This is a genomic window from Actinocorallia longicatena (genome assembly GCF_039534125.1).
Classification (GTDB): domain Bacteria; phylum Actinomycetota; class Actinomycetes; order Streptosporangiales; family Streptosporangiaceae; genus Actinocorallia; species Actinocorallia longicatena.
The window spans coordinates 76,705-98,135 of sequence record NZ_BAAAUV010000019.1; the positions used below are offsets into that span (position 1 = coordinate 76,705).

The window sequence follows — 21,431 nt, forward strand, 5'->3', positions numbered from 1 at the left end:
CATTTCGGAGGGCTCTCGGCCTCGAGGTTGCGATAATTACTGGTTTCGGGGCATTTGTTTGGTCTGCCGGTTTGGTGGAGGTGGCGGGGTGCTCGCGGAGCGGTATGAGCTTGGGGAACGGCTCGGGCATGGGGGGATGGGGACCGTATGGCGGGCTCGGGATCTGGTGCTCGGGCGGGACGTCGCGGTCAAGGAGGTGCTGCTCCACTCGTCGTTGAGCGAGGAGGAGCATGAGGTCGTCAAGGAGAGGACCAAGAGGGAGGCCCGGGCGGCGGCCCGGCTGAGCGATCCGGGGATCATCACGATCTATGACGTGGTCGAGGAGGACGGGCGGCCGTGGATCGTCATGGAGATGGTCGAGGCCCGGTCGCTTCAGGAGGTGCTGGAGGGGGACGGGCCGCTGCCGTGGAGGCGGGCCGGGGAGATCGGGCGGCGGTTGCTGGACGCGCTGCGGGTCGCGCATTCGGCGGGGATCCTGCATCGGGACGTGAAGCCGGCGAATGTGCTGCTGGCCGAGTCCGGGCGGGTCATTCTCACTGATTTCGGGATCGCCACCGCCGAGGGGGACGCGACGCTGACCGTCAGCGGGCGGATCATGGGGTCGCCCGCGTGGGTGGCGCCGGAGAGGGCTCGGGGGGAGAAGCCGGGGCCCGCCTCGGATCTCTGGTCGCTGGGGGCGTTGCTGTACGCCGCCGTCACGGGGGCGTCGCCGTTCCGGCGGGAGGAGCCGCTCGCCTGCCTGATAGCGGTCGTCACCGACGAGGTGCCGTTCGCGGCCGCCGCCGGGCCGCTCTGGCCGGTGATGGACGGGCTGCTGCGGAAGGACCCGGCCGTCCGGCTGACGCACGGGGAGGCGGTCGAGATGCTGGACGCCGTCCTCTCCGGGGGCGAGGACGGGGACGCGGAGGTGACGGAGGAGGCGCCGTCTCCCGCACGGGGTCGTGCCAGGTCGCGCTTCCTGGTGCCCGTGGCCGCGGGGGTGGCCGCGCTGGCCGTCGCGGGAGGCGGGTACCTCCTGGCGGCCGGGGACGGGGATCCGTCGAAGGGGCGCGCCGTGAGTGCCCTGCCGGTTCCCAGCTCCAGCACCCCGTCCACCGGCGCGCCGACGAGTTCCGCCGCACCCGGGAAAGGCGTGCCCGGCGGGTTCACCCGGCACAAGGACTCCAGCGGCTACACCGTCGTCGTGCCGGAGGGCTGGACGGGGCCGGAGCGGCAGGACGGCGGGGACTTCTTCCACTCCCCCGACCGGTCCCGGTACATCCAGATCGACCAGACCTCGCGGCCCGGCGCCAGCGCGATCGGCGACTGGCGGGACCTCGAACCCGGGATCCGCGCGACCATGTCCGGCTACCAGCGGCTGCGGATCGCGCCCGTCACCGAGGGCGGGCCGATCGCCGACAGGTCGGGGCGGAAGGCCGCGGACTGGGAGTACACCTGGGAGGCGCCGGGCGGCACACGCCATGTGCTCAGCCGGGGGCTGACGCTCAACGGGCACGGCTACGCGATCGTCGTCTCCGCGCCGGAGGACGCCTGGACGCGGACCTGGACCGCGCTCGCGCCCGTCTTCGCGACGTTCGAGGGGGCGCCCGAGGAGACGCCGCGCTGACGCGATGCCGGGAACGTCACAGGAGATCGGGACACCACACGAAGTTACCTGTCGGTAGAGTCGGCTCGTCGCGCAGCCGCCGAAGGGATGTGGTCCCATCGCCACCGTCTGGTTCGTGATCGTCTCCGCGGTCGCCGTCGTGTCCACGACCGCCGCGGGTGTGCTGGCCCTGCTCCTCGGGAGGGAGCGGCGACGGCATCGGGCTCTGCTGGAGGCGACGCGGCCCCGGCCGGACTCCCCCGTCCTCCAGGGCACGCAGAAGGCGATGAAGATCGCGGTGGACGCGGCGTCGCGGCTGAAGAGCCACGGTGTCGGGGGGACCCTGATCGAGTCGCTGGAGGACCTGACGCGGTGGGCCGCCGAGGACCGGGCGGAGCTCGTCCGGGTCACCGGGGCCGACGGGACCGTGACCTTCATGTTCACCGACATCGAGAACTCCACGGCGCTGAACGAGCAGGTCGGGGACCGGGCGTGGGTGCGCATCCTCAAGGCGCACGACCTGCTGGTCCGCAGGCACGTCACGCCGCGCGAGGGGCACATCGTGAAGTCCCAGGGGGACGGGTTCATGATCGCGTTCAGGGATCCGGAGAAGGCGATCGCGGCGGCCATCGCGATCCAGCACGGGCTGGCCGCCCGGTCCAGCGGGGCGCTGCGCCGCACGCCCATCGCGGTCCGGATCGGCCTGCACCGCGGGACGGCCGTCTCCCGTGACGGTGACTACTTCGGGCGCACCGTGGCGATGGCCGCGAGGGTCGCCTCCCAGGCCAGGGCGGACGAGATCCTCGTCAGTGAGGCGACGCTCAAGGGCCTCCCCGATCCCGCCCGCTTCCGGGTCCGCGATCCCCGCCAGACGTCCCTCAAGGGCCTGAACGGCGAACACACCCTGCATCCCGTCGACTGGCCGCTCCACCAGCCCGACCCGGCCTGACGCCCGCACCGTCAGGGCCCGACGCGCTCGATCCTGGCGAGCCACGCCGCCGACGGCTCCGGGGCCACGTGGGTCTCCAGGCGTTCGGGTCCGATGGAGTGGATCCTCCAGCCGGTGGTGAAGGCGGCCTCGATGTCGGCGCGGCGGATGCGGTGCGGGCCCCAGGTGCCGGGTTCGGCGTCGCTGAAGCAGAGCAGGACGAGGTGCCCGCCGGGGACCGTCACGGAGGCCAGGCCCCGTGCGTACTCCGCGCGTTCCGCGGCGTCGAAGGTGTGGAAGAGGCCGCAGTCCAGGACCGTGGCGAAGGCGCGGTCCAGCCGGTCGAGGCGGAGGGCGTCGCCGTAGGCGAACTCGGCGTCGAGACCGAGGCGGGCGGCCTTGCCGCGGGCCAGCGCCAGCGCCGTCTCCGCGACGTCGACGCCCAGCACCCGGAACCCGGCGGCCGCGAGGTGCAGGGCGTTGTCCCCCGATCCGCATCCGGCGTCGAGGACGGGCCCGGTGAAGGCGCCGTCCGCCGCCAGCTCGACGACCGCGGGCTGGGCCCGTCCCGTGTCCCAGGGCGCGGGGCCGTCGCGGTAGGACTCGTCCCACGGCCGCCCCGCGCTCAGCTCGTGGCTCGTCGGCCGCCGCTCCTCGTCACCGGGCATCTCCTACCTCCCACGCCGATCCCGGCCTCCATGCTCGCACGCGGCCCGCCGGTTCAGGCGGAGCGCGTCCTGCGCCGGGTGCCGATGAGCCGCTGGAGGGCGATGAAGCCGAACAGCAGGACGCCGATGGCGATCCGGGTCCACCAGGAGGACAGGGTGCCCTCGAAGCTGAGGATGGTCTTGATGACCCCCAGGACGAGCACGCCCAGCAGCGTCCCGAGCAGGTAGCCGGAGCCGCCGGTCAGGACCGTGCCGCCGATGACGACGGCCGCGATGGCGTCGAGCTCCATGCCGACGGCGTGGGTGCTGTCGCCCGACAGGGTGTAGAGGGAGAACAGGATGCCGCCGAGCGCCGAGCAGAAGCCGCTGATCGCGTACACCTGGATCTTGGTGCGCCCGGCCGGGAGCCCCATGAGCATCGCCGACTGCTCGCTGCCGCCGACCGCGTAGATGTTGCGGCCGGTGCGCGTCCACTGGAGCACGTAGGTCGCCACGGCGAACACGATCAGCGCGATGACGGCGCCATAAGAGAGGTGGGTGCCCCCGGGCAGGGGCAGGGAGTTGAGCGCGACGGCGTCGAAGAAGCCGTTGTCGATCGAGATCTGCTCCTCGCTGATGGTCAGGCAGACGCCGCGGGCCAGGAACATCCCGGCCAGCGTCGCGATGAACGGCTGGATCTGGAAGGCCTGGATCATGTAGCCCATGCCGGCGCCGAACACGGTCCCGATCACCAGGACGATCGGGAGCACGACCAGCGCGGGCAGATGGAGCTTCATCGTGCCGACCGCGCACAGCATCCCCGACAGCGCGACGACGGAGCCGACCGACAGGTCGATGCCGCCGGTGAGGATGACGAAGGTCATCCCGATGGCGACGACGATGAGGAAGGCGTTGTCGATGAACAGGTCGAGGAAGACCTGGCCCGTGCCGAAGTTGGGGTAGCGGATCGCGCCGATCAGGAAGGCCAGCAGGAACAGGCCGAGCGTCACCAGGACGGGCACGTGCCTGCGCCGGAGCGTGAACGGGACGGCCCTGGTGAGGTCCTCGAAGGCGGTGGTCATGCCGTGACCTCCTGCTTGGCGTCGGTGAGGGGCGGGGTGGACGGCCGTCGGCGGCGACGCGAGATCTTCGCGCGGAAGGCCGGGGACTGGAGCAGGCACACGATCGTCACGACGACGGCCTCGAACACCAGGGTCGTGCGCGGCGGGATGCCCGCGGTGTAGATCGTGGTGTCGAGGGTCTGGATGATGAGGGCGCCGACGACCGTCCCGGCGAGGGAGAACCGGCCGCCGGTCAGCGCGGTGCCGCCGAGGACGACCGCGAGGATGGCGTCGAGCTCGATCCAGAGGCCGGCGTGGTTGCCGTCGGCCGACAGCGTGTTGGAGCTGATCATCAGACCGGCGACGCCCGCGCACAGCCCGCAGAACACGTAGGCGAGGATGATCAGCCCGCTGGCGCGGATGCCGACGAGCCGGGAGGCCTCGGCGTTGCCGCCGACCGACTCCACCAGCAGGCCGAGCGCGGTCCTGCGGGTCAGCACCACCGTGACGGCCAGCGCCACGACCACGATGATGATCGCGAAGGGCATGCCGAGCCAGTAGTCTCCGCCGATCATCTTGTACGACGCGCTGTTGATCGTGATGATCTGCCCGCTGGTGATGAGCTGGGCGATGCCCCGCCCGGCCACCATGAGGATCAGCGTCGCGATGATCGGCTGGATGCCCAGCCGCGTCACCAGCAGCCCGTTCCAGAGCCCGAGCAGCATGGACGCCACCACGGCGACCGTGATCGAAACGAACAGGCCGTGCCCCTCGCTGATCAGGTAGCAGGCCAGGGCCCCGCTGATCGCGACGGTCGCGCCGACCGACAGGTCGACGCCGCCGGTGGCGATCACCATCGTCATGCCGAGGGCGACCAGGATGAGCGGGGCTCCGAACAGCAGGATGTCGATGAGGCTGCCGTACAGGTGGCCCTGCCGGATGTGGATCGACAGGAAGCTGGGGGTGAAGATGACGTTGGCCAGGAGCAGGGCCACGAGGACCGTCACGGGCCAGAACAGGGTGTGCCTGGTCAGGGCGCCGCCGGGAAGGGCGGCGAGCCTGGACCTGGGTTCGGCGCGGTTCATTTCTCCGCGGCTCCGTTCGCGATGGTCTGCAGGATGCGTTCGGGCGTCAGGGACCCGTCGTTGTCGAGTTCGGCGACGAGCTGCCGGTCGCGCAGCACCTCGATCTTGTGGGAGATCCGCAGGACCTCCTCGAGCTCGGCCGAGATGAACAGGACGGCCATGCCGTCGCCCGCGAGCGAGACGACGAGCTTCTGGATCTCGGTCTTGGCCCCGATGTCGATGCCGCGGGTGGGCTCGTCGAGGATCAGCAGCTTCGGCTGGGTGATGAGCCACCGGGCCAGCAGGACCTTCTGCTGGTTGCCGCCGCTGAGGTTCTTGACCAGTGCCTGCGGATGCGGCGGATGGATGCGCAGCGCCCGGATGTACTGCTCCACGAGCTCCTCGCGCTTGCGCTGGCTCAGCGGGCGCGTCCAGCCGCGGGCCGCCTGGAGGGCCAGGATGATGTTCTCCTCGACGGTCAGGTCCATGACCAGCCCGTCGCCCTTGCGGTCCTCGGGGCAGAACGCGACGCCCCGCTCGATGGCGGCGCGCGGGTTCCTGAGCGCGACGGCCTCGCCCTCGGCCGTGATCCGCCCGCTGTCGGCGGTGTCCGCGCCGAAGATCAGCCGGGCGAGTTCGGAGCGTCCGGAGCCGAGCAGCCCGGCCAGGCCGACGACCTCGCCGCGGTGCAGGTCGAGGTCGACCGGATCGATCGCCCCGGTGCGGCCGACGCCCTCCAGGGCGAACAGCTTCTCGCCCCGCTCGACGCGCGGCGCGGCCTCGTCGATCTCCTCCAGCGCCGCCAGCTCCTGGCCGGTCATCTTGGAGACCAGCTCGAAGCGGCTCAGCTCGGCCAGCGGGTACTCCCCCACCAGCCTGCCGTTGCGCAGCACGGTCACCCGGTCGCAGACCTCGTAGATCTGCTCCAGGAAGTGGGAGACGAACAGGATCGCCACACCGTCCGCTCGCAGCCTGCGCATCACGGTGAACAGCTGGGCGACCTCGCCCCGGTCGAGGCTGGAGGTCGGCTCGTCGAGGATGAGCACCTTCGCGTCCAGGTCGATGGCCCGGACGATCGCCACGAGCTGCTGCACCGCCAGGGAGTAGGACCCGAGCTGCGCGGTGACGTCGAGGTCGAGGTCGAGCCTGGCCAGCAGCTCGGCCGACCGGGTGCGCACCTGCGCCCAGTCGATGCGGCCGAGGCGGCGCGGCTCGCGCCCGATGAAGATGTTCTCCGCCACCGACAGGTTGGGGCAGAGGTTCACCTCCTGGTAGACGGTGCTGATGCCGAGCCGCTGGGCGTGCAGCGGCCCGCGGATCAGGGTGCCGACGTCGTCGATCGCCACGAGTCCGGCGTCGGCCTCGTACACGCCGGTCAGGACCTTGATCAGGGTGGACTTGCCGGCGCCGTTCTCGCCCATCAGGGCGTGGATCTCCCCTGGGAACAGCCGGAAAGCGACGTCCTCGAGGGCCTGGACGCCGGGGAAACCCTTGGAGATGCCTTCCATCTCCAGGACGGGAACGGTCATGGCCGTCCTCCTCTTCTGCGGGGCCCGCCGCGGCCGTGGGCGGCCACGGCCGCGGCGGGAGTCGCGATCAGTACTGCCGGGTGGGGAGGGCTTCCTTGGCCTTGGCCTGGTCGAAGACGGTCTCGACGGTGACGATCCGCTTCTCGACGGTCTCGCCGGCCTTGACCTTCTTCACGGTCGCCATGAGCTGGTCGCCCAGCAGCGGGGAGCACTCGACGATGTAGTTGAACTTGCCTTCGGACAGGGCCGTCATGCCGTCCTTCACCGCGTCGATCGTGACGATCTTGATGTCCTTGCCGGGGGTCAGGCCGGCCTCCTCGATCGCCTGCATGGCGCCCAGGCCCATGTCGTCGTTGTGCGCGAAGAGCACGTCGACGTCCTTGTTCGCCTTGAGCAGCGCCTGCATGACCTCCTTGCCCTTGGCCCGGGTGAAGTCGCCCGACTGCGACGCCACGACCTTCAGGTTCGGGTTGGAGCCGATGACCTCCTCGAAGCCCTTCTTGCGGTCGATCGCCGGGGCGGAGCCGACCGTGCCCTCGAGCTGGATGATGTTCACCGGCTCCTTGGCGTCCTTGTACTCGTCGACCAGCCACTGGCCGGCCTTCTTGCCCTCCTCGACGAAGTCCGAGCCGATGAAGGTCACGTACAGGGACGGGTCGGAGTCGACGGCGCGGTCGGTGAGGACGACCGGGATCTTGGCGGCCTTGGCCTCCTTGAGGACGGCGTCCCAGCCGGTGACGACCACCGGGGAGAAGCCGATGACGTCGACCTTCTGCTTGATGAAGGACCGGATCGCCGCGATCTGGTTCTCCTGCTTCTGCTGGGCGTCGGAGAACTTCAGCTCGATGCCGGCGGTCCCGGCCGAGGCCTGGATCGACTTGGTGTTCGCCGTGCGCCAGCCCGACTCGGCGCCGACCTGGGAGAAGCCGAGGACGATCTTCGAGGAGCCGGAACCGGAACCGCCGGAGTCCTTGTCGGAACCGCAGGCGGTCATCGTCAGCGCGAGCGAGGCGCTCGCCGCGAGGACGAGGATTCTCTTGAACATGGGGATGATCCTTCTTCCGGGGGGGTGGGTGGGGCGGGGTGGTCAGAACCCCTGGGCCAGGCGGTGGTAGGCCTGGTTCCAGCGGAGTTCCTGGGTGAAGCGGCGCAGCTCGGTGCCCGCGTTGATGATCAGGAGTTCGACCCCGACCATCGACGCGAGGTCGTCGAGTTCTTCCGCGCCGAGTGCGGCGGTGAGCACCGTGTGGTGGGGCGCACCGGCCGTGAGCCATGCCTCGGCCGAGGTCGCCAGGTCGGGCAGCGGCTTCCACACCGCACGCGCGACCGGCAGTTTCGGCAGGGGCTCCAGCGGCGGCACGACCTCGATCTCGTTGGCCACCAGCCGGAACCTGTCGCCCATGTCGGCCAGGCCGACGACGTGCGCGGGTCCGGGTTCGGCGTCGAAGACCAGCCGTACCGGGTCCTCCCGGCCCCCGATGCCGAGAGGGTGGATCTCGAGGGACGGCCGGCCCGCGGCGATCGACGGGCAGACCTCCAGCATGTGGGCGCCCAGGATGACCTGCTGCCCGTCCGCCAGGTGGTAGGTGTAGTCCTCCATGAAGGAGGTCCCGCCGGGCAGTCCCGTGGCGGCGGCCTTGAGCGTGCGCAGGAGGGTCGAGGTCTTCCAGTCGCCCTCGCCGCCGAAGCCGTAGCCGTCGGCCATCAGCCGCTGCACGGCCAGGCCCGGTAGCTGCCGCAGCCCGCCGAGGTCCTCGAAGTTCGTGGTGAACGCCCTGAATCCGCCGTCGGTGAGGAAGGACCGCAGGCCGAGCTCGATCCGGGCGCCGTACCGCAGCGAGGCGTGGCGCTCGCCGCCCTGGCGCAGCTCCGGCGCGACGGTGTAGCTGCCCTCGTACTCCTTGACGAGCTCGTCGATGGCGGCGTCGGAGACCTGGTCGACGACCTCGACGAGATCGTTGACGCCGTAGGTGTTCACGCTCACACCGAACCGGAGCTGGGCCTCGACCTTGTCGCCCTCGGTCACGGCGACGTCCCGCATGTTGTCGCCGAACCGGGCGAGCTTGAGGGTCCGCAGCTCCTGCGCACCCGTGGCCGCCCGCGCCCAGGACGCCACCCGGCCGCTCACCGACGGGTCGCTCACATGACCGGCGACGGTCTTGCGGGCCACCCCGAGGCGGGTCTGGATGAAGCCGAACTCCCGGTCGCCGTGGGCGGCCTGGTTCAGGTTCATGAAGTCCATGTCGATCGAGTGCCAGGGCAGATCGACGTTGGCCTGCGTGTGCAGGTGCAGCAGCGGCTTGGACAGGGCGTCCAGGCCGGCGATCCACATCTTCGCCGGGGAGAAGGTGTGCATCCAGGCGATCAGCCCGACGCAGGAGTCGTCGGCGTTGGCCTCCAGGCAGACCCGGCGGATCGCGGCCGAGTCCGTCAGCACCGGCAGCCACCTCACCCTGAGGGGGAGGTCCGCTCCGAGCCGGTCCGCGATCGTCCGGGACTGCTCGGCGACCTGGCGGAGCGTGTCCTCGCCGTACAGTCCCTGGCTGCCGGTCAGGAACCAGATCTCGCGGTCGGTCATCGGGGTCTCCTCAACGGGGGTGGTGGGGGCGGTCACTGGCCGTAGGCGTTCTGGTAGCGGTCGTACAACCGGTCGATGTCGGCCCCGTCCAGCGGGAGGGGCTCGCCGAGCTGCCGCGACAGGTGCACGGTCCTGGCCACGTCCTCGCACATCACCGCCGCCTTGACGGCCGCGCGGGGCGAGCCGCCGATGGTGAACACGCCGTGGTTGCGCATCAGGACCGCGGGGCTGCGGTGGCCGGCGAGCGTCTCGACCACGCCCTTGCCGATGTCCTCGCCGCCGATCATCGCGAACGGCCCGACGGGGATCTCGCCGCCGAACTCGTCGGCCATGGCGGTGAGCACGCACGGGATGGGCTCGTTGCGGGCGGCCCAGGCGGTGGCGTAGGCGGAGTGGGTGTGCACCACTCCGCCGACGTCGGCACGGTGCCGGTAGACGTAGGCGTGGGCGAACACGTCGCTCGACGGCTTGAGGCCGTCCGGCTCGACCGGGTGGCCGTCGAGGTCGCAGAGCACCATCGAGCCGAGGGTCAGCTTCTCGTAGGCGACACCGCTGGGCTTGATCAGGAAGTGCCGGTCGTCGACCTTCGCCGAGACGTTCCCCGCCGTCCAGGCGACGAGCGCCGACTCGACCAGGACCCTGTGCAGGTCCACCAGTTCCCTGCGGAGCAGCGGATGTTCGAACTCGTTCATTCCAACCTCGGGTGTTAGCGATAACATTCAGCGGGGCGTGACGGCGGCGGGACGAAGGGACGGGGACGGCTAGCGCCTGATGCCGGTGCTCTCGCGGACCACGAGCTCGGGCTCGATGATCCGGCGCGGGCGGGCGCCGTCGGCGGCGGGGCTGCCGATGCGGTCGAGCATCAGCTTGAACGCGCGGTGTCCGATGTCGCCGAAGTTCTGCCGGACGGTGGTGAGCGGCGGGGAGAAGTAGGGGGACTCGGGAACGTCGTCGAAGCCCACGACGCTCACCTCGCCGGGGACCCCGCGGCCGGCCTCGCGCAGGGCGCGCAGCAGGCCGAGGGCCATCGCGTCGTTGGCCGCGAACACGGCCGTGAGCTCGGGATCGCGGGCGATCAGCTTGCCGAGCTGGTAGCCGGACTGGGCCGACCAGTCCCCGATGAGGATCTCGGGGATCTCGCGGCCCTCGGCCGTCAGCGCCTCGTGCCATCCGGTGACCCGGGCGTGCGCGTCGACCCAGTTGGCGGGTCCCGCGAGATGCCGGACCGTCTCGTGGCCGAGGCTGAGCAGATGCCGGGTCGCGCGGACCGCCCCGGCCTGGTGGTCGACCGAGGCGAGGGGGAACGGCAGGTCCTCCGCCGCCCCCACCACCACGATCGGCAGTTCGGGCGGCAGGTCCCGCAGCCCCTCGGCGGCCGACTCGTGCGGCGCGACGATGATGATCCCGTCGACGTTCTGGCCGCGGAGCCGGTCCACCCCCTCGCCGATCGACTTCCGGTTGAGGGCGCTGAGGCTGACGATGCTGATCACGTAGTCGTGCTCGCGGGCCGCGCGCTCGATCCCGTAGAGGGTGGAGGCGGGGCCGTAGAGCGTGGTGTCGAAGCTGACCACCCCGAGGACGCCGGAGCGCCCGGTCACCAGGACGCGTGCGGCGAGGTTCGGCCGGTAGTCCAGCTCCCTGACGGCGGCGAGGACACGGGCCCGGGTCGCCGGCCGCACCTTCTCCGGGGAGTTGAGCACCCGGGAGACGGTCATGGCGGAGACCCCGGCCAGCTCGGCCACGTCGTCCATGACCGCCGGCCGTCGCTCGGCCGTACGCCCGCTTCTGATCTCTTCCATTTCGCCCCCCTTCGTCCGATGTGGCGTGTGTCACGAATGTTTGCGGTACCACTTCCGGATGTCAAGACCCCATTTCTTCCGGGTTCGCCCTAGCTAGACGTTGACGTGCGGCATTGATACCGCTAACAATCTTGGCGCCAGCCCCCGCATCGAGGAGGACCCACGTGTCGCAACAGGTAGTGATCGGCGTCGACTACGGAACGCTGTCCGGACGTGCGGTCGTGGTCGCCGTCGAGGACGGCTCCGAGCTGGGCAGCGCCGTCTTCGAGTACCCGCACGCCGTCCTCGAGCAGCGGCTCCCCTCGGGCTCCCCGCTGGGCCACGCCTGGGCGCTCCAGGTGCCCGCGGACTGGCGCGAGGTGCTGCGGCGGACCGTCCCGGCGGCGCTGGAGGCGGCCGGGGTGCGGCCGGACCAGGTCATCGGGATCGGCACCGACTTCACCGCCTGCACGGTCCTGCCCACGAACGCCGAGGGCGTCCCGCTCTGCGAGCTCGACGGGCTCGCGGACCGTCCGCACGCCTACCCCAAGCTCTGGAAGCACCACGCCGCCCAGGGCCAGGCCGACCGGATCAACGCCCTGGCCGAGGAGCGCGGTGAGCCCTGGCTCCGCCGCTACGGCGGCAAGATCTCCAGCGAGTGGCAGTTCGCGAAGGCCCTCCAGGTGCTGGAGGAGGACCCGGAGGTCTTCGGGCTGGCCGCCCGCTGGATCGAGGCCGCCGACTGGATCATCTGGGAGCTGTGCGGGAGGGAGACCCGCAACCTGTGCACCGCCGGCTACAAGGGCGTCTACCAGGACGGATACCCCTCGAAGGAGTACCTGGAGGCGCTGAGCCCCGGCTTCTCCGCACTGCTCGCCAAGATCGATCATCCGCTGTCGGCGATGGGCGAGCGGGCGGGCGGCCTCAGCGCCGCGGGGGCGGCGCTCACCGGCCTCCCCGAGGGGATCGCGGTCGCGATCGGCAACGTCGACGCCCATGTCACGGCGGTCGCGGCTCAAGCGGTCGAGCCCGGTCAGATGCTCGCGGTCATGGGCACCAGCACCTGCCACGTGATGAACTCCGACGCGCTCGGCGAGGTGCCCGGCATGTGCGGGGTCGTCGAGAACGGCATCGTCCCCGGGCTGTGGGGTTACGAGGCCGGGCAGTCGGGCGTCGGGGACATCTTCGCGTGGTTCCTGCGCTGCGGGCTGCCGCCGGAGTACGTCGCGGAGGCCTCCGAACGCGGGCTCAGCGGGCATGAGCTGCTCACCGAGAAGGCCGCGCGCCAGGCGGTCGGGCAGCACGGGCTGGTCGCGCTGGACTGGCACAACGGCAACCGCTCGATTCTCGTCGACCACGACCTGTCGGGCGTCCTGGTCGGCTGCACGCTCGGCACCACGCCCGAGGACATCTACCGGGCACTGCTCGAGGCCACGGCCTTCGGCACCCGGACGATCATCGACGCGTTCGAGCGGGCGGGGGTCGGGGTCGGCGAGCTCGTCGTCGCGGGCGGCCTGCTGCGCAGCCCGTTCCTGATGCAGCTCTACGCCGACGTGACCCGGCGCCCCCTCAGCACCCTGGACTCCGAGCAGGGACCCGCCCTCGGCTCGGCGATCCACGCGGCCGTCGCGGCCGGGGCCCATCCCGGCGTCCGGGCCGCGTCGGCGGCCATGGGCCGGATCCACCGGAACGCCTACGTGCCCGACCCGCGCCGGGCCGACGCCTACGACGCGCTCTACGCCGTCTACACCGAGCTCCACGACCACTTCGGCCGTCACGGCGGGGTGCTGCACACCCTGCGCGGCATCCGCGACGCCGCGAGCTGACCCCCACACGAAGGAGACGTCCCTTGACCGAGGACTTCGGAACGCTGCCCACGGGTGAGCGGGTCCGGCGCCACACCCTGGAGAACGGCGCGGGGCTCCGGGTCCGGATCCTCACCTACGGCTGCGCGATCCAGACCCTCGAGGTGCCGGGCCGCGACGGCCGCCCCGCCAACGTCGTCCTCGGCTGCGCGACCCTCGACGGCTACCTCGACGGCGGCCTGTACCTCGGCGCCGTCGCCGGGCGCTTCGCCAACCGCATCGCCGGCGGCCGCTTCACCCTCGACGGCGCCGAGTACCGCCTGCCGTGCAACAACGGCCCGGCCAGCCTGCACGGCGGCGTCCAGGGCTTCGACAAGAAGGTCTGGACGGCCGTCGACTCCTCCCCGGCCCACCTCACCCTCGCCCACACCAGTCCCGACGGCGACGAGGGCTACCCCGGCACCCTGTCGGCCCGGGTCACCTACACCCTCACCGGCGACGCCCTGCGGATCGATCACCACGCCACGACCGACGCCCCCACGGTCGTCAACCTGACCAACCACAGCTACTTCAACCTGGCGGGCGAGGGCTCCGGCGACGTCCTCGGCCACCTCCTGAGCATCGACGCCGCGCACTACCTGCCGACCGACGCCCACCAGCTCCCCACCGGAGCCCTCGCACCGGTGGCCGGGACCCCCTTCGACTTCACCACGCCCCGCCCGGTCGGCGCACGGATCGGCGAGCCCCACCCCGATCTGCTGGTCGCCCGCGGCTACGACCACTGCTACGTCCTGACCGGCGGCGCCACCCTCACCGACCCCGGCTCCGGCCGCGTCATGGAGGTCACCACGACCGAACCCGGGGTGCAGCTGTACACCGGCAACTTCCTCGACGGCACCGTCCGCGGCACCTCCGGGCGCCCCTACGGCCGGGCGGCGGGCCTCTGCCTGGAGACCCAGCACTTCCCCGACTCCCCCAACCGCCCGTCGTTCCCGGACACGACGCTCCGCCCCGGCGAGACCTACTCCTCGACGACCGTTTTCCGCTTTTCCCGCCGTGAATGGTAATTCATGCCACGATGTTCCTCAGTAAGAGGGGAACTGTGATCACGGGGGCATCGTGGGCGCATCAGATCAACACGCGCGAAATCAAGATCTGCGGAATTCAGCGATCAAGGTCATCGGATTCGTGACCGCCGCCACAGCGGCGGTGACCGGCGCGGCTCTGGCCGTCCGGGAGAGATCACCGCAGAACCGGCCGCAGGTGCGGCCGGTCGCGGGGCCCACCGATATCTCCATGAGTTTCGCCCCGATTAACAGCACATCACCGAATCCCGTCGGCAGCGTGTCCTTTTCCCGGTCACCGGAGTTGGACCTCTCCGGATCGACGCGTACCGCCTCGTATTTCTCCTACGAGCTGAGGGTTCAGGGCGAATCCAACCAGACCTGCAAAAGCGAGTGGAAGGTTCTCACTGCCTCGGGTGGAGACCGCATCAAGGGCGCGGCGGTGGGTGTCTTCATCGCCGAGACCGAGGAGACCAGCACCCGCTACATCAGCTTCCTCAACCCCGACCCCCGCTTCGGCCGGTGGTTCGTCAAGCTCGCCTTCTCCTGCCCGGACGGAGCCCGCGCCGAGACGCGGAGCCCCGTCCACAGCTGAGTCGGGGCGGGAGGGCCGATCCCCTCAGAAGGCCTCCGAGGGGATCTCCATGAGCGCGTTGTCGGTCCGCTCGAGGACCTGGCGGCGGGTGGCGAGCTCGGGCAGGACCGTGGTCGCGAAGAAGCGGGCCACCGCCAGCTTGCCGGTGTAGAACGCGGTCTCGCCCGCCCCGTCGTCGAGGGCGTGCAGGGCCACGGCCGCCTGGCGGAGCAGCAGGTAGCCGATGACCAGGTCGCCGACGCTCATGAGCAGGCGGGTGGTGTTCTGGCCGGTCCGGTAGACCTCCGCGGGGTTCTCCCGGGAGTCGCGGGTCCAGCCGAGCAGGGTGGCGATCATCGCCTTGACGTCCGCCAGGGCCGCCGCGAGGGCGGTCCGCTCCGTCAGCAGGCGCTCCTCCCCCGCGTAGGCCTCGGCGAATTCGGCGATCTCGTCGGCGAGGACCCCGAAGGCCCGCCCGCCGTCGCGGACGATCTTCCGGAAGAAGAAGTCCATGCCCTGGATGCCGGTCGTGCCCTCGTACAGCGAGTCGATCTTCACATCGCGCAGGTACTGCTCGATCGGGTAGTCCTGGAGGTACCCCGACCCGCCGAGCGTCTGGAGGGCGAGGACGAGCATCTCCTGCGCCCGCTCCGACCCGACCCCCTTGACGATCGGCAGGAGCAGGTCGTTCATGCTGGCGGCGGCCTTGGGGTCGATGTCGCGGTCGAGCCAGCCCGCCGTGTACAGGTAGGTCGCCCGCAGCCCCTCGGCGTAGGCCTTCTGGAGCATCAGCATGCGCCGCACGTCGGGGTGCCGGTCGATCGTCACCCGCGGCGCGGACTTGTCGGCCGAGCGCGTCAGGTCGGGGCCCTGGACGCGGTTGCGCGCGTAGTCGAGGGCATTGAGGTAGCCGGTCGACAGCGCCGCGATGGCCTTGACGCCGACCTGCATCCGGGCCGACTCGATCACGTGGAACATCTGGGCGATGCCGTCGTGGACGTCGCCGAGCAGCCACCCGACGGCGGGCTCCTCGGCGCCGAAGGTCATCTCACAGGTGGTGGAGACCTTCAGCCCCATCTTCTTCTCGACGTTCGTGGCGTACACGCCGTTGCGCTCGCCCGGCTCCCCGGTCTCGGGGTCGAACCGGAACTTCGGCACCAGGAACAGCGACAGCCCCTTGGTGCCCGGCCCCGCGCCCTCGGGCCTGGCCAGCACGAAGTGCATGATGTTCTCGGTCAGGTCGTGCTCGCCCGAGGTGATGAACCGCTTGACGCCCTCGATGTGCCAGGTGCCGTCCGGCTGCTCGACCGCCCTCGTGCGGCCCGCGCCGACGTCGGATCCCGCGTCGGGCTCGGTCAGCACCATGCTGCCGCCCCAGCCGCGATCGATCATGAAGTCGCCGATCCTGGCCTGCTCCGGAGTGCCCAGCCGGTGCAGCAGCCCGCCGAATCCCGGTCCGCTGCCGAACATGAAGACCGGCGCGTTCGCCCCCTGGACCATCTCGATCAGCGCCCACCACAGCGAGCGGGGCGCGGGGGTGCCGCCCGCCGACTCGGGCAGGTCGAGGCGCCACCACTCGGCGTCGGTGTAGGCCCGGTAGGAGCGCTTGAACCCCTCGGGCATCGCGACGGTGCGCGTGGCGGGGTCGTAGACCGGGGGCTCGCGGTCGGCCTCGGTGAAGGAGGCCGCGACGGGGCCCGTGGAGAGCTTCTCGACCTGGCCGAGGATGTCGCGCGCGGTGTCGGCGTCGATCTCGGCGAACGGAGCCCGTCCGAGACGGTCACCGAGCCCGAAGACCTCGAACAGGTTGAACTCCAGGTCGCGCAGGTTGCTGCGGTAGTGCGTCAATGTCTTCCCCCTCGGCGAGTGCACCATCAATGAAACACCTTGCCCATCTGATTCACCACCCCGGGGTCCGGAATCTGGTCGTCCGCCCAACCGGTCCCGTCACGGACGGGCGGTGGCCCTGACCTGGAGTGTGCCCTCGACCAGATGCTCGACCATCGTGGTGGCGGCGACCAGATCCGGCGCGCGGTCGGCGATCACGTCGGCGTACACGATCGACTCACAGAGCCGGATCACCGCGTAGGCGAGGGTGTCCAGGTCGACCAGCGGCGCCAGGCCCCCGTCGGCGACGTCGCGGCGCAGCAGGACGGCGAAGGCCTCGATCATCCTCGGCTGGACGCGGCCGAACGGATCGGTCAGGACCCGGAGCGCCACGGCGGGCTCCTCGTCGAGGAGCCGCCGGAATCCCTGGTCGGCGACGATCCTCTTCCCGTACCCGGCCAGGACGCCGAGCGAGCGCATCCGGCCGTCGGGGCTGAGCCATCGGGCCCCGTGCTCGCGCTCCCACCGGCACTCCGTCATCCGCCAGACCCGGGACGCCAGCCGCCAGAGCGCCTCGCCCATCAGCTCTTCGCGGTTGCCCACGCGCCGGAACAGGGTCGGCCGCGAGATCTCCAGCTCGGCTGCCAGGGCGCTCAGATCGAGCCGCCGGCCCTCGCGCAGCCGGCGCGACGCCAGCTCCACGATGTCGTCGGCAGGGGCTCGCACGGACCCAGCGTAGCCGTGCCCGTCCGGCGCGTTGCAAGGCCCCGGTCACGGCAGGGCGGGATGCTGTGACCATGGCGATCCTGGTGGCCTGCGGGGCCTTCGTGGCGACGTTGCTCGGCGGCCTGGTCGCCGCCCGGGTGAGCGACAGCCTCCACCTGGTGCTGGGGCTGGCCGCCGGGATCATGCTCGGCGTCGTCGGCTTCGACCTGCTCCCCGAGGCGTTCGAGCAGGCCCACCAGACCTGGCTGGGGGTCCCGGCCGCCGCCGTGACACTGGTCGCCGGGTTCCTGACCGTCCACGTGGTCGAGCGGTCGCTGGCCATGCACCGCGGCCACGAGGCCGAGTTCGGCGCGCACGAGCACGGCATGCAGGCGCTCGGGACCGTCACCGGCACCGGCCTGATCATCCACTCGACCCTGGACGGCGTCGGGATCGGCCTCGCCTTCCAGGCGGGCGGCTCGGTCGGCGTGGCCGTCGCCATCGCGGTGATCGCCCACGACTTCGCCGACGGCTTCAACACCTTCACCGTCACGAGCCTGTACGGCAGCGGCCGCGCCCGCGCCTGGACGTTCCTGTTCCTCGACGCCGCCGCCCCGGTCTTCGGCGCCTTCCTCGGCACGGTCGTCCGCATCCCCGAGGACGCCGTGGGCCTCTACCTCGGCTACTTCGCCGGATTCCTGCTCTACCTGGCCACCTCGGACATCCTGCCCGAGGCTCACGCCAAGCACCCGTCCCGGCTGACCCTCCTCTGCACGGTCGGCGGCGCCGCGGCCATGTTCCTGGTCGTCGGCCTCAGCCACGGCTGAGAAGCGTCAGAACACCCATCCCGCCAGCACCTCGAGCGCCGCGGTGCAGGCGAGGCCGAGGACGATCGAGAGCAGGAAGGCCCGCAGCCCGGACAGGTGGAACCCCGAGCGGGCGACCGGCTCGGTGGCCGGGCGCCACAGCGGCCGGATCTCCAGCGCGAGGTAGAGGAAGACGGCCACCGGAACGCCCGCGAAGATCCAGAACCACGACCAGCGGCTGCCGTGCCGATGCCGGTCCCGCCCGCGGAACAGCATCAGCAGGAGGACCCCCACGTAGGCGGCACCCGCGATCCGCGGCAGCCAGAGCCCCGGCAGGTGCCTCAGCCAGCTGTCGTTCCTGAACCCGATCGAGCCGCCGCCGTCGAAGCCGCCGTCGCCCACCTTGATCGCGAGTCCCGGCCGGTCCGCGGCCAGGAGTTCCAGCGATCGCCGATGGTCGCGGTCGAACTCCGACACGAGGGGCCGCAGATCCGAGGTGCTGATCCTCCCCTTGTAGCTCCACCAGCGCAGCGGCCCCGTCGACCAGACGATCTCGGCCCGCGACCAGGCTCCGTCGGCCGGTTCGTGCTTCAGCGAGACCAGCTCGGCGGAGCGCACGGCGTGGTCGGCTAGGTCGAGGCGGAACCGGTCCGCCGACCCCGTGTCCGTGGGGTTGGCGTGAGCGAGGGCCAGCGCCCCGCAGCAGGCGAAGAACACCAGCAGCACGGCGCGGACCGGACGGCCCAGCAGGGAGACCGCGGCCCCCGGCCATCGGGACAGCCTCGGGGAGACGGTCCTCACAGCTCAGAGCTGCGGAAATAGTTCGTGATCCCGGCGGAGTCCCAGCGGGCGGGGTGGGCGGCCAGGCGGGCGCGGTAGGCGTCCCAGTCGCGGCCGGGGGCCGACCAGGCGACCTCGGCGAGGCCGGGAAGGCGCGGGTAGAGCATGAAGTCGAGGTCGTCGGGGGTGGACAGGGTCTCCGACCACAGGGCGGCCTCGACGCCCACGACGTCGGCGCCGGGCACCGGGTCGGCGGGGTCCCAGTCGTAGGACCGCTCGACGCCCAGCGTGCCGGCCCAGGTCAACCCGAGCGGGGTCGACTCGTCGTACTTGAGGTCCAGGTAGGCCCGGTCGGCCGGGGACATGATCAGCTTGACGCCGCCTCCCGCGGCCTTGCCGACGGCCTCCGGGACGGGCTCGGTGGTCGGCCGCCAGTACTGGAGGCGGGTGCCGGGCGGCAGGGCGCCGGAGGCGGCGGCCTCCTGCCAGGCCACGACCGTCTTGCCCGTGTCCGGGACGATCGGGAGAACGCGCTGCAGGAACTCCGCGTAGTCCTCGGGGGTGGTCTTCAGCGCCTCGTCACCGCCGATGTGCAGGTAGCCGCCGGGCGTCTGGGCGGCGACCGAGCCCAGCACGTCGCGCAGGAAGGCGTAGGTCTCGTCCTTGCCGATCGCGATCTCGCTGAAGCCGACCTCGGTGCCGGTGTAGACGACGGGCCTGCCGTCACGGTCGATCAGCAGCCGGACCAAGGATTCCTCGACCCGGGAGTCCAGCGGCCAGGACGGCGCCAGCGACGGGTAGGCGGCCATCGCGGCCTGGGTGTGGCCGGGCAGGTCGATCTCCGGGACGACCGTGATGTACCGGTCGGCGGCGTAGGCGAGGATCTCCGCGTAGCCCTCGCGGCTGAAGAAGCCGCCCGCACCGCCGCCGACCTGGGTGGCGGCGCCGACCGAGGTCAGCTTCGGGTGCGAGGGGATCTCCAGCCGCCAGCCCTGGTCGTCGGTCAGGTGCAGGTGCAGGATGTTGAGCTTGTAGGGGACGAGCCGGTCGATGAAGCGCTTGACCGCGGCGACGTCGAAGAAGTGCCGGGCGACGTCCAGGAGCACACCGCGCCAGGGGAAGCGCGGAGCGTCGGTGATCGTCACGGCGGGAACGATCCACTCCGCGGTGACGGGCGCGGCGGACTCGATCGCCGCGGGCAGGAGCTGACGGAGCGTCTGGACGCCCCGGAACAGGCCCTCGTCGGTGGAAGCGGTGATCGTCACCCCCGCCGGGGTGGACTCCAGCCGGTAGGCCTCGGCGTCCAGGCCGTCCTGTGGGCCGTCCTCGATGATCAGGGCGATCGCGCCGTCGCCGGCGAGCGGCAGGGGAAAACCGGTCGCGGTGCGGAGCAGGCCGGTCAGCTCCGCGGCGGCGCGGCCTTCCGGGGCGGAGACGGCCGTCTCTGCCGTGAGCACGAACGCCCCATCACCGAGAGTGACGGACTGCGGAGCGGGGATGACGGAGAGTTCCACGCCCCAGAGTGTAGATGCCGAGAATCACCGCGAATCACCGATTGCGGTGCTTCTTCAGCTCGGGCGTCACGGCGTTCATCCTGTCGGCGGGCACCTTCCCCGGCGTCTTCCCCGAGGCCTTGCCCGAGGCCTTCTCCGGCGCGGGCGCCTGGACGGTCACCATCGGCACCGTCGCGTCGTCGCTCGCACCGCCCGGCAGCGCCAGGGAGACCCCGACGGTGAGGGCGGCGACGGCCAGCATCAGCCCGCCCACCAGGAGCTGCTTGCGGTAGCGGCCGAACCCGCGGACGGGCGCGGGCTCCGGCGGCGGCCCCGCGATCCCCTGGAACTCCCGGCCGACGAGCCGCATCATCAACTCCGGCGCCGACGGCCTGTCCAGCGGGTCCTTGCAGAGCGAGGACCTGATCAGCTGCCCCAGCGGACCGTCCGGCAGCCCGGTGAGGTCCGGCTGGTCCTGGACGACCCGCCGGGCGACGTCCAGCGCCTGGCCCTCGCCGAACGCGGAGCGGCCCGTCCCCGCGTAGGCCATCAGCAGGCCCCAGGCGAAGATGTCGGCGGCGGGGGTGGCCTTGCCGCCGACGAGCACCTCGGGCGCCATCCAGCCGGGCGTGCCGAGCACGGTCCCGGTGGTCGTCCAGGAGGAGTTGGAGTCGAGCGCCCGGGCGATACCGAAGTCGATCACACGCGGCCCGGACAGGGTGAGCACCACGTTGGACGGCTTCAGGTCCCGGTGGACGAGCCCTGCCTCGTGGATGGCGGCCAGCGCGGTGGCGACCCCGACCGCGATGCCGTGCAGGTCGGACACGGGCAGCGGCCCGCTCTCGTGGACGCGCCGGGCGAGGGACACCCCGCCGATGAACTCCGAGACCATGTAGGGCAGCCCGGACGGGTGCAGCCCCGGGTCCTCGCCGTGCCCGAGGATCTGGGCGGTGCAGAAGGAGGCGACCCGCCCCGCGTTCCTGACCTCGTCCTCGAACCGGGCGCGGAAGGCCTTGTCGGCGGCGAGCCGGGGATGGATGGTCTTGACGGCGACGCGGCGGCCCAGGTCGTCCTCGGCGAGGAACACGGTGCCCATGCCGCCCGTGCCGAGCCGGCCCAGCAGGGCCATCCCGCCGACGGTGACGGGGTCCTCGAGCTCCAGCGACTGGATGCCGGCGGGCAGGGTCTCTTGCACAGAACTCATCTA

General features: G+C 71.3%; 19 protein-coding genes. 6 read left to right on the forward strand and 13 right to left on the reverse strand.

Annotated elements, in window-relative coordinates; translation table 11 throughout:
- Window positions 1-88: 88 nt before the first annotated feature.
- Both ABD785_RS29515 and ABD785_RS29520 read left to right on the forward strand, forming a co-directional pair.
- The gene (locus ABD785_RS29515; RefSeq protein WP_344834856.1) at window positions 89-1,606 is read left to right on the forward strand and encodes a serine/threonine-protein kinase; all 1,518 of its coding nucleotides are present in this window, start codon (window positions 89-91) and stop codon (window positions 1,604-1,606) included.
- A gap of 115 nt (window positions 1,607-1,721) precedes the next feature.
- Entirely contained in the window at window positions 1,722-2,534 is an 813-nt protein-coding gene (locus ABD785_RS29520; protein ID WP_344834858.1) for an adenylate/guanylate cyclase domain-containing protein, read from the forward strand.
- Between the two features lie 11 nt (window positions 2,535-2,545).
- On the opposite strand, the gene ABD785_RS29525 is transcribed toward ABD785_RS29520, so the two are convergent.
- The 8 genes from ABD785_RS29525 to ABD785_RS29560 form a co-directional block, all read right to left on the reverse strand.
- Complete coding sequence (locus tag ABD785_RS29525; RefSeq protein WP_344834861.1) at window positions 2,546-3,181, reverse strand: class I SAM-dependent methyltransferase; 636 nt, start codon at window positions 3,179-3,181, stop codon at window positions 2,546-2,548.
- Window positions 3,182-3,234: 53 nt separating this feature from the next.
- The gene (yjfF, locus tag ABD785_RS29530; protein WP_344834864.1) at window positions 3,235-4,242 is read right to left on the reverse strand and encodes a galactofuranose ABC transporter, permease protein YjfF; all 1,008 of its coding nucleotides are present in this window, start codon (window positions 4,240-4,242) and stop codon (window positions 3,235-3,237) included.
- Window positions 4,239-5,306: an ABC transporter permease gene (locus ABD785_RS29535; RefSeq protein ID WP_344834868.1), complete on the reverse strand. Its 1,068-nt coding sequence runs from the start codon at window positions 5,304-5,306 to the stop codon at window positions 4,239-4,241. Before ABD785_RS29535 ends, yjfF begins: the two co-directional genes overlap by 4 nt.
- A complete protein-coding gene (locus ABD785_RS29540) occupies window positions 5,303-6,814 on the reverse strand; it encodes a sugar ABC transporter ATP-binding protein (protein ID WP_344834870.1) in 1,512 nt (503 codons plus the stop codon). The genes ABD785_RS29535 and ABD785_RS29540 overlap by 4 nt, the downstream gene beginning before the upstream one ends.
- 67 nt (window positions 6,815-6,881) lie before the next feature.
- The gene (locus tag ABD785_RS29545) at window positions 6,882-7,859 is read right to left on the reverse strand and encodes an ABC transporter substrate-binding protein (RefSeq protein WP_344834873.1); all 978 of its coding nucleotides are present in this window, start codon (window positions 7,857-7,859) and stop codon (window positions 6,882-6,884) included.
- A 42-nt stretch (window positions 7,860-7,901) separates the two neighbouring features.
- Window positions 7,902-9,392, reverse strand: coding sequence for an L-arabinose isomerase (gene araA, locus ABD785_RS29550; RefSeq protein ID WP_344834876.1), 1,491 nt, complete (start codon window positions 9,390-9,392; stop codon window positions 7,902-7,904).
- A gap of 32 nt (window positions 9,393-9,424) precedes the next feature.
- Entirely contained in the window at window positions 9,425-10,084 is a 660-nt protein-coding gene (locus tag ABD785_RS29555) for an L-ribulose-5-phosphate 4-epimerase (protein WP_344834878.1), read from the reverse strand.
- A gap of 69 nt (window positions 10,085-10,153) precedes the next feature.
- A complete protein-coding gene (locus ABD785_RS29560) occupies window positions 10,154-11,191 on the reverse strand; it encodes a LacI family DNA-binding transcriptional regulator (RefSeq protein ID WP_344834881.1) in 1,038 nt (345 codons plus the stop codon).
- Window positions 11,192-11,355: 164 nt separating this feature from the next.
- Between ABD785_RS29560 and araB the strand changes: the two genes are divergently transcribed.
- The 3 genes from araB to ABD785_RS29575 are packed head-to-tail and all read left to right on the forward strand — an operon-like array spanning window position 11,356 to window position 14,634.
- The gene (gene araB / locus ABD785_RS29565) at window positions 11,356-12,996 is read left to right on the forward strand and encodes a ribulokinase (RefSeq protein ID WP_344834884.1); all 1,641 of its coding nucleotides are present in this window, start codon (window positions 11,356-11,358) and stop codon (window positions 12,994-12,996) included.
- A gap of 23 nt (window positions 12,997-13,019) precedes the next feature.
- Window positions 13,020-14,042, forward strand: a complete 1,023-nt coding sequence (locus tag ABD785_RS29570; RefSeq protein WP_344834887.1) for an aldose epimerase family protein — start codon at window positions 13,020-13,022, stop codon at window positions 14,040-14,042.
- 52 nt (window positions 14,043-14,094) lie between these two features.
- Window positions 14,095-14,634 (forward strand): hypothetical protein, encoded by a 540-nt coding sequence (locus ABD785_RS29575; RefSeq protein WP_344834891.1) that lies wholly within the window; start codon window positions 14,095-14,097, stop codon window positions 14,632-14,634.
- Window positions 14,635-14,658: 24 nt separating this feature from the next.
- Here the strand turns inward: ABD785_RS29575 and ABD785_RS29580 are convergent, their stop codons facing one another.
- Window positions 14,659-16,461, reverse strand: a complete 1,803-nt coding sequence (locus ABD785_RS29580) for an acyl-CoA dehydrogenase (RefSeq protein WP_344834894.1) — start codon at window positions 16,459-16,461, stop codon at window positions 14,659-14,661.
- Window positions 16,462-16,560: 99 nt separating this feature from the next.
- Entirely contained in the window at window positions 16,561-17,166 is a 606-nt protein-coding gene (locus ABD785_RS29585; RefSeq protein WP_344834898.1) for a QsdR family transcriptional regulator, read from the reverse strand.
- A 71-nt stretch (window positions 17,167-17,237) separates the two neighbouring features.
- On the opposite strand from ABD785_RS29585, the gene ABD785_RS29590 reads away from it, so the two are divergent.
- Window positions 17,238-17,972 carry a ZIP family metal transporter gene (locus ABD785_RS29590; protein ID WP_344834902.1) on the forward strand — a complete coding sequence of 245 codons (735 nt, stop codon included), beginning with the start codon at window positions 17,238-17,240 and terminating at the stop codon, window positions 17,970-17,972.
- Window positions 17,973-17,978: 6 nt separating this feature from the next.
- On the opposite strand, the gene ABD785_RS29595 is transcribed toward ABD785_RS29590, so the two are convergent.
- From ABD785_RS29595 to ABD785_RS29605, 3 genes are read right to left on the reverse strand one after another with little or no spacing between them, the layout of a single operon-like run.
- The gene (locus ABD785_RS29595; RefSeq protein WP_344834904.1) at window positions 17,979-18,752 is read right to left on the reverse strand and encodes a hypothetical protein; all 774 of its coding nucleotides are present in this window, start codon (window positions 18,750-18,752) and stop codon (window positions 17,979-17,981) included.
- On the reverse strand, window positions 18,749-20,245 hold the full coding sequence (locus tag ABD785_RS29600; protein WP_344834906.1) for a beta-N-acetylhexosaminidase: 1,497 nt from the start codon (window positions 20,243-20,245) through the stop codon (window positions 18,749-18,751). The genes ABD785_RS29595 and ABD785_RS29600 overlap by 4 nt, the downstream gene beginning before the upstream one ends.
- A 34-nt stretch (window positions 20,246-20,279) precedes the next feature.
- Window positions 20,280-21,428 (reverse strand): serine/threonine-protein kinase, encoded by a 1,149-nt coding sequence (locus tag ABD785_RS29605; RefSeq protein WP_344834908.1) that lies wholly within the window; start codon window positions 21,426-21,428, stop codon window positions 20,280-20,282.
- Between the last annotated feature and the right edge of the window lie 3 nt (window positions 21,429-21,431).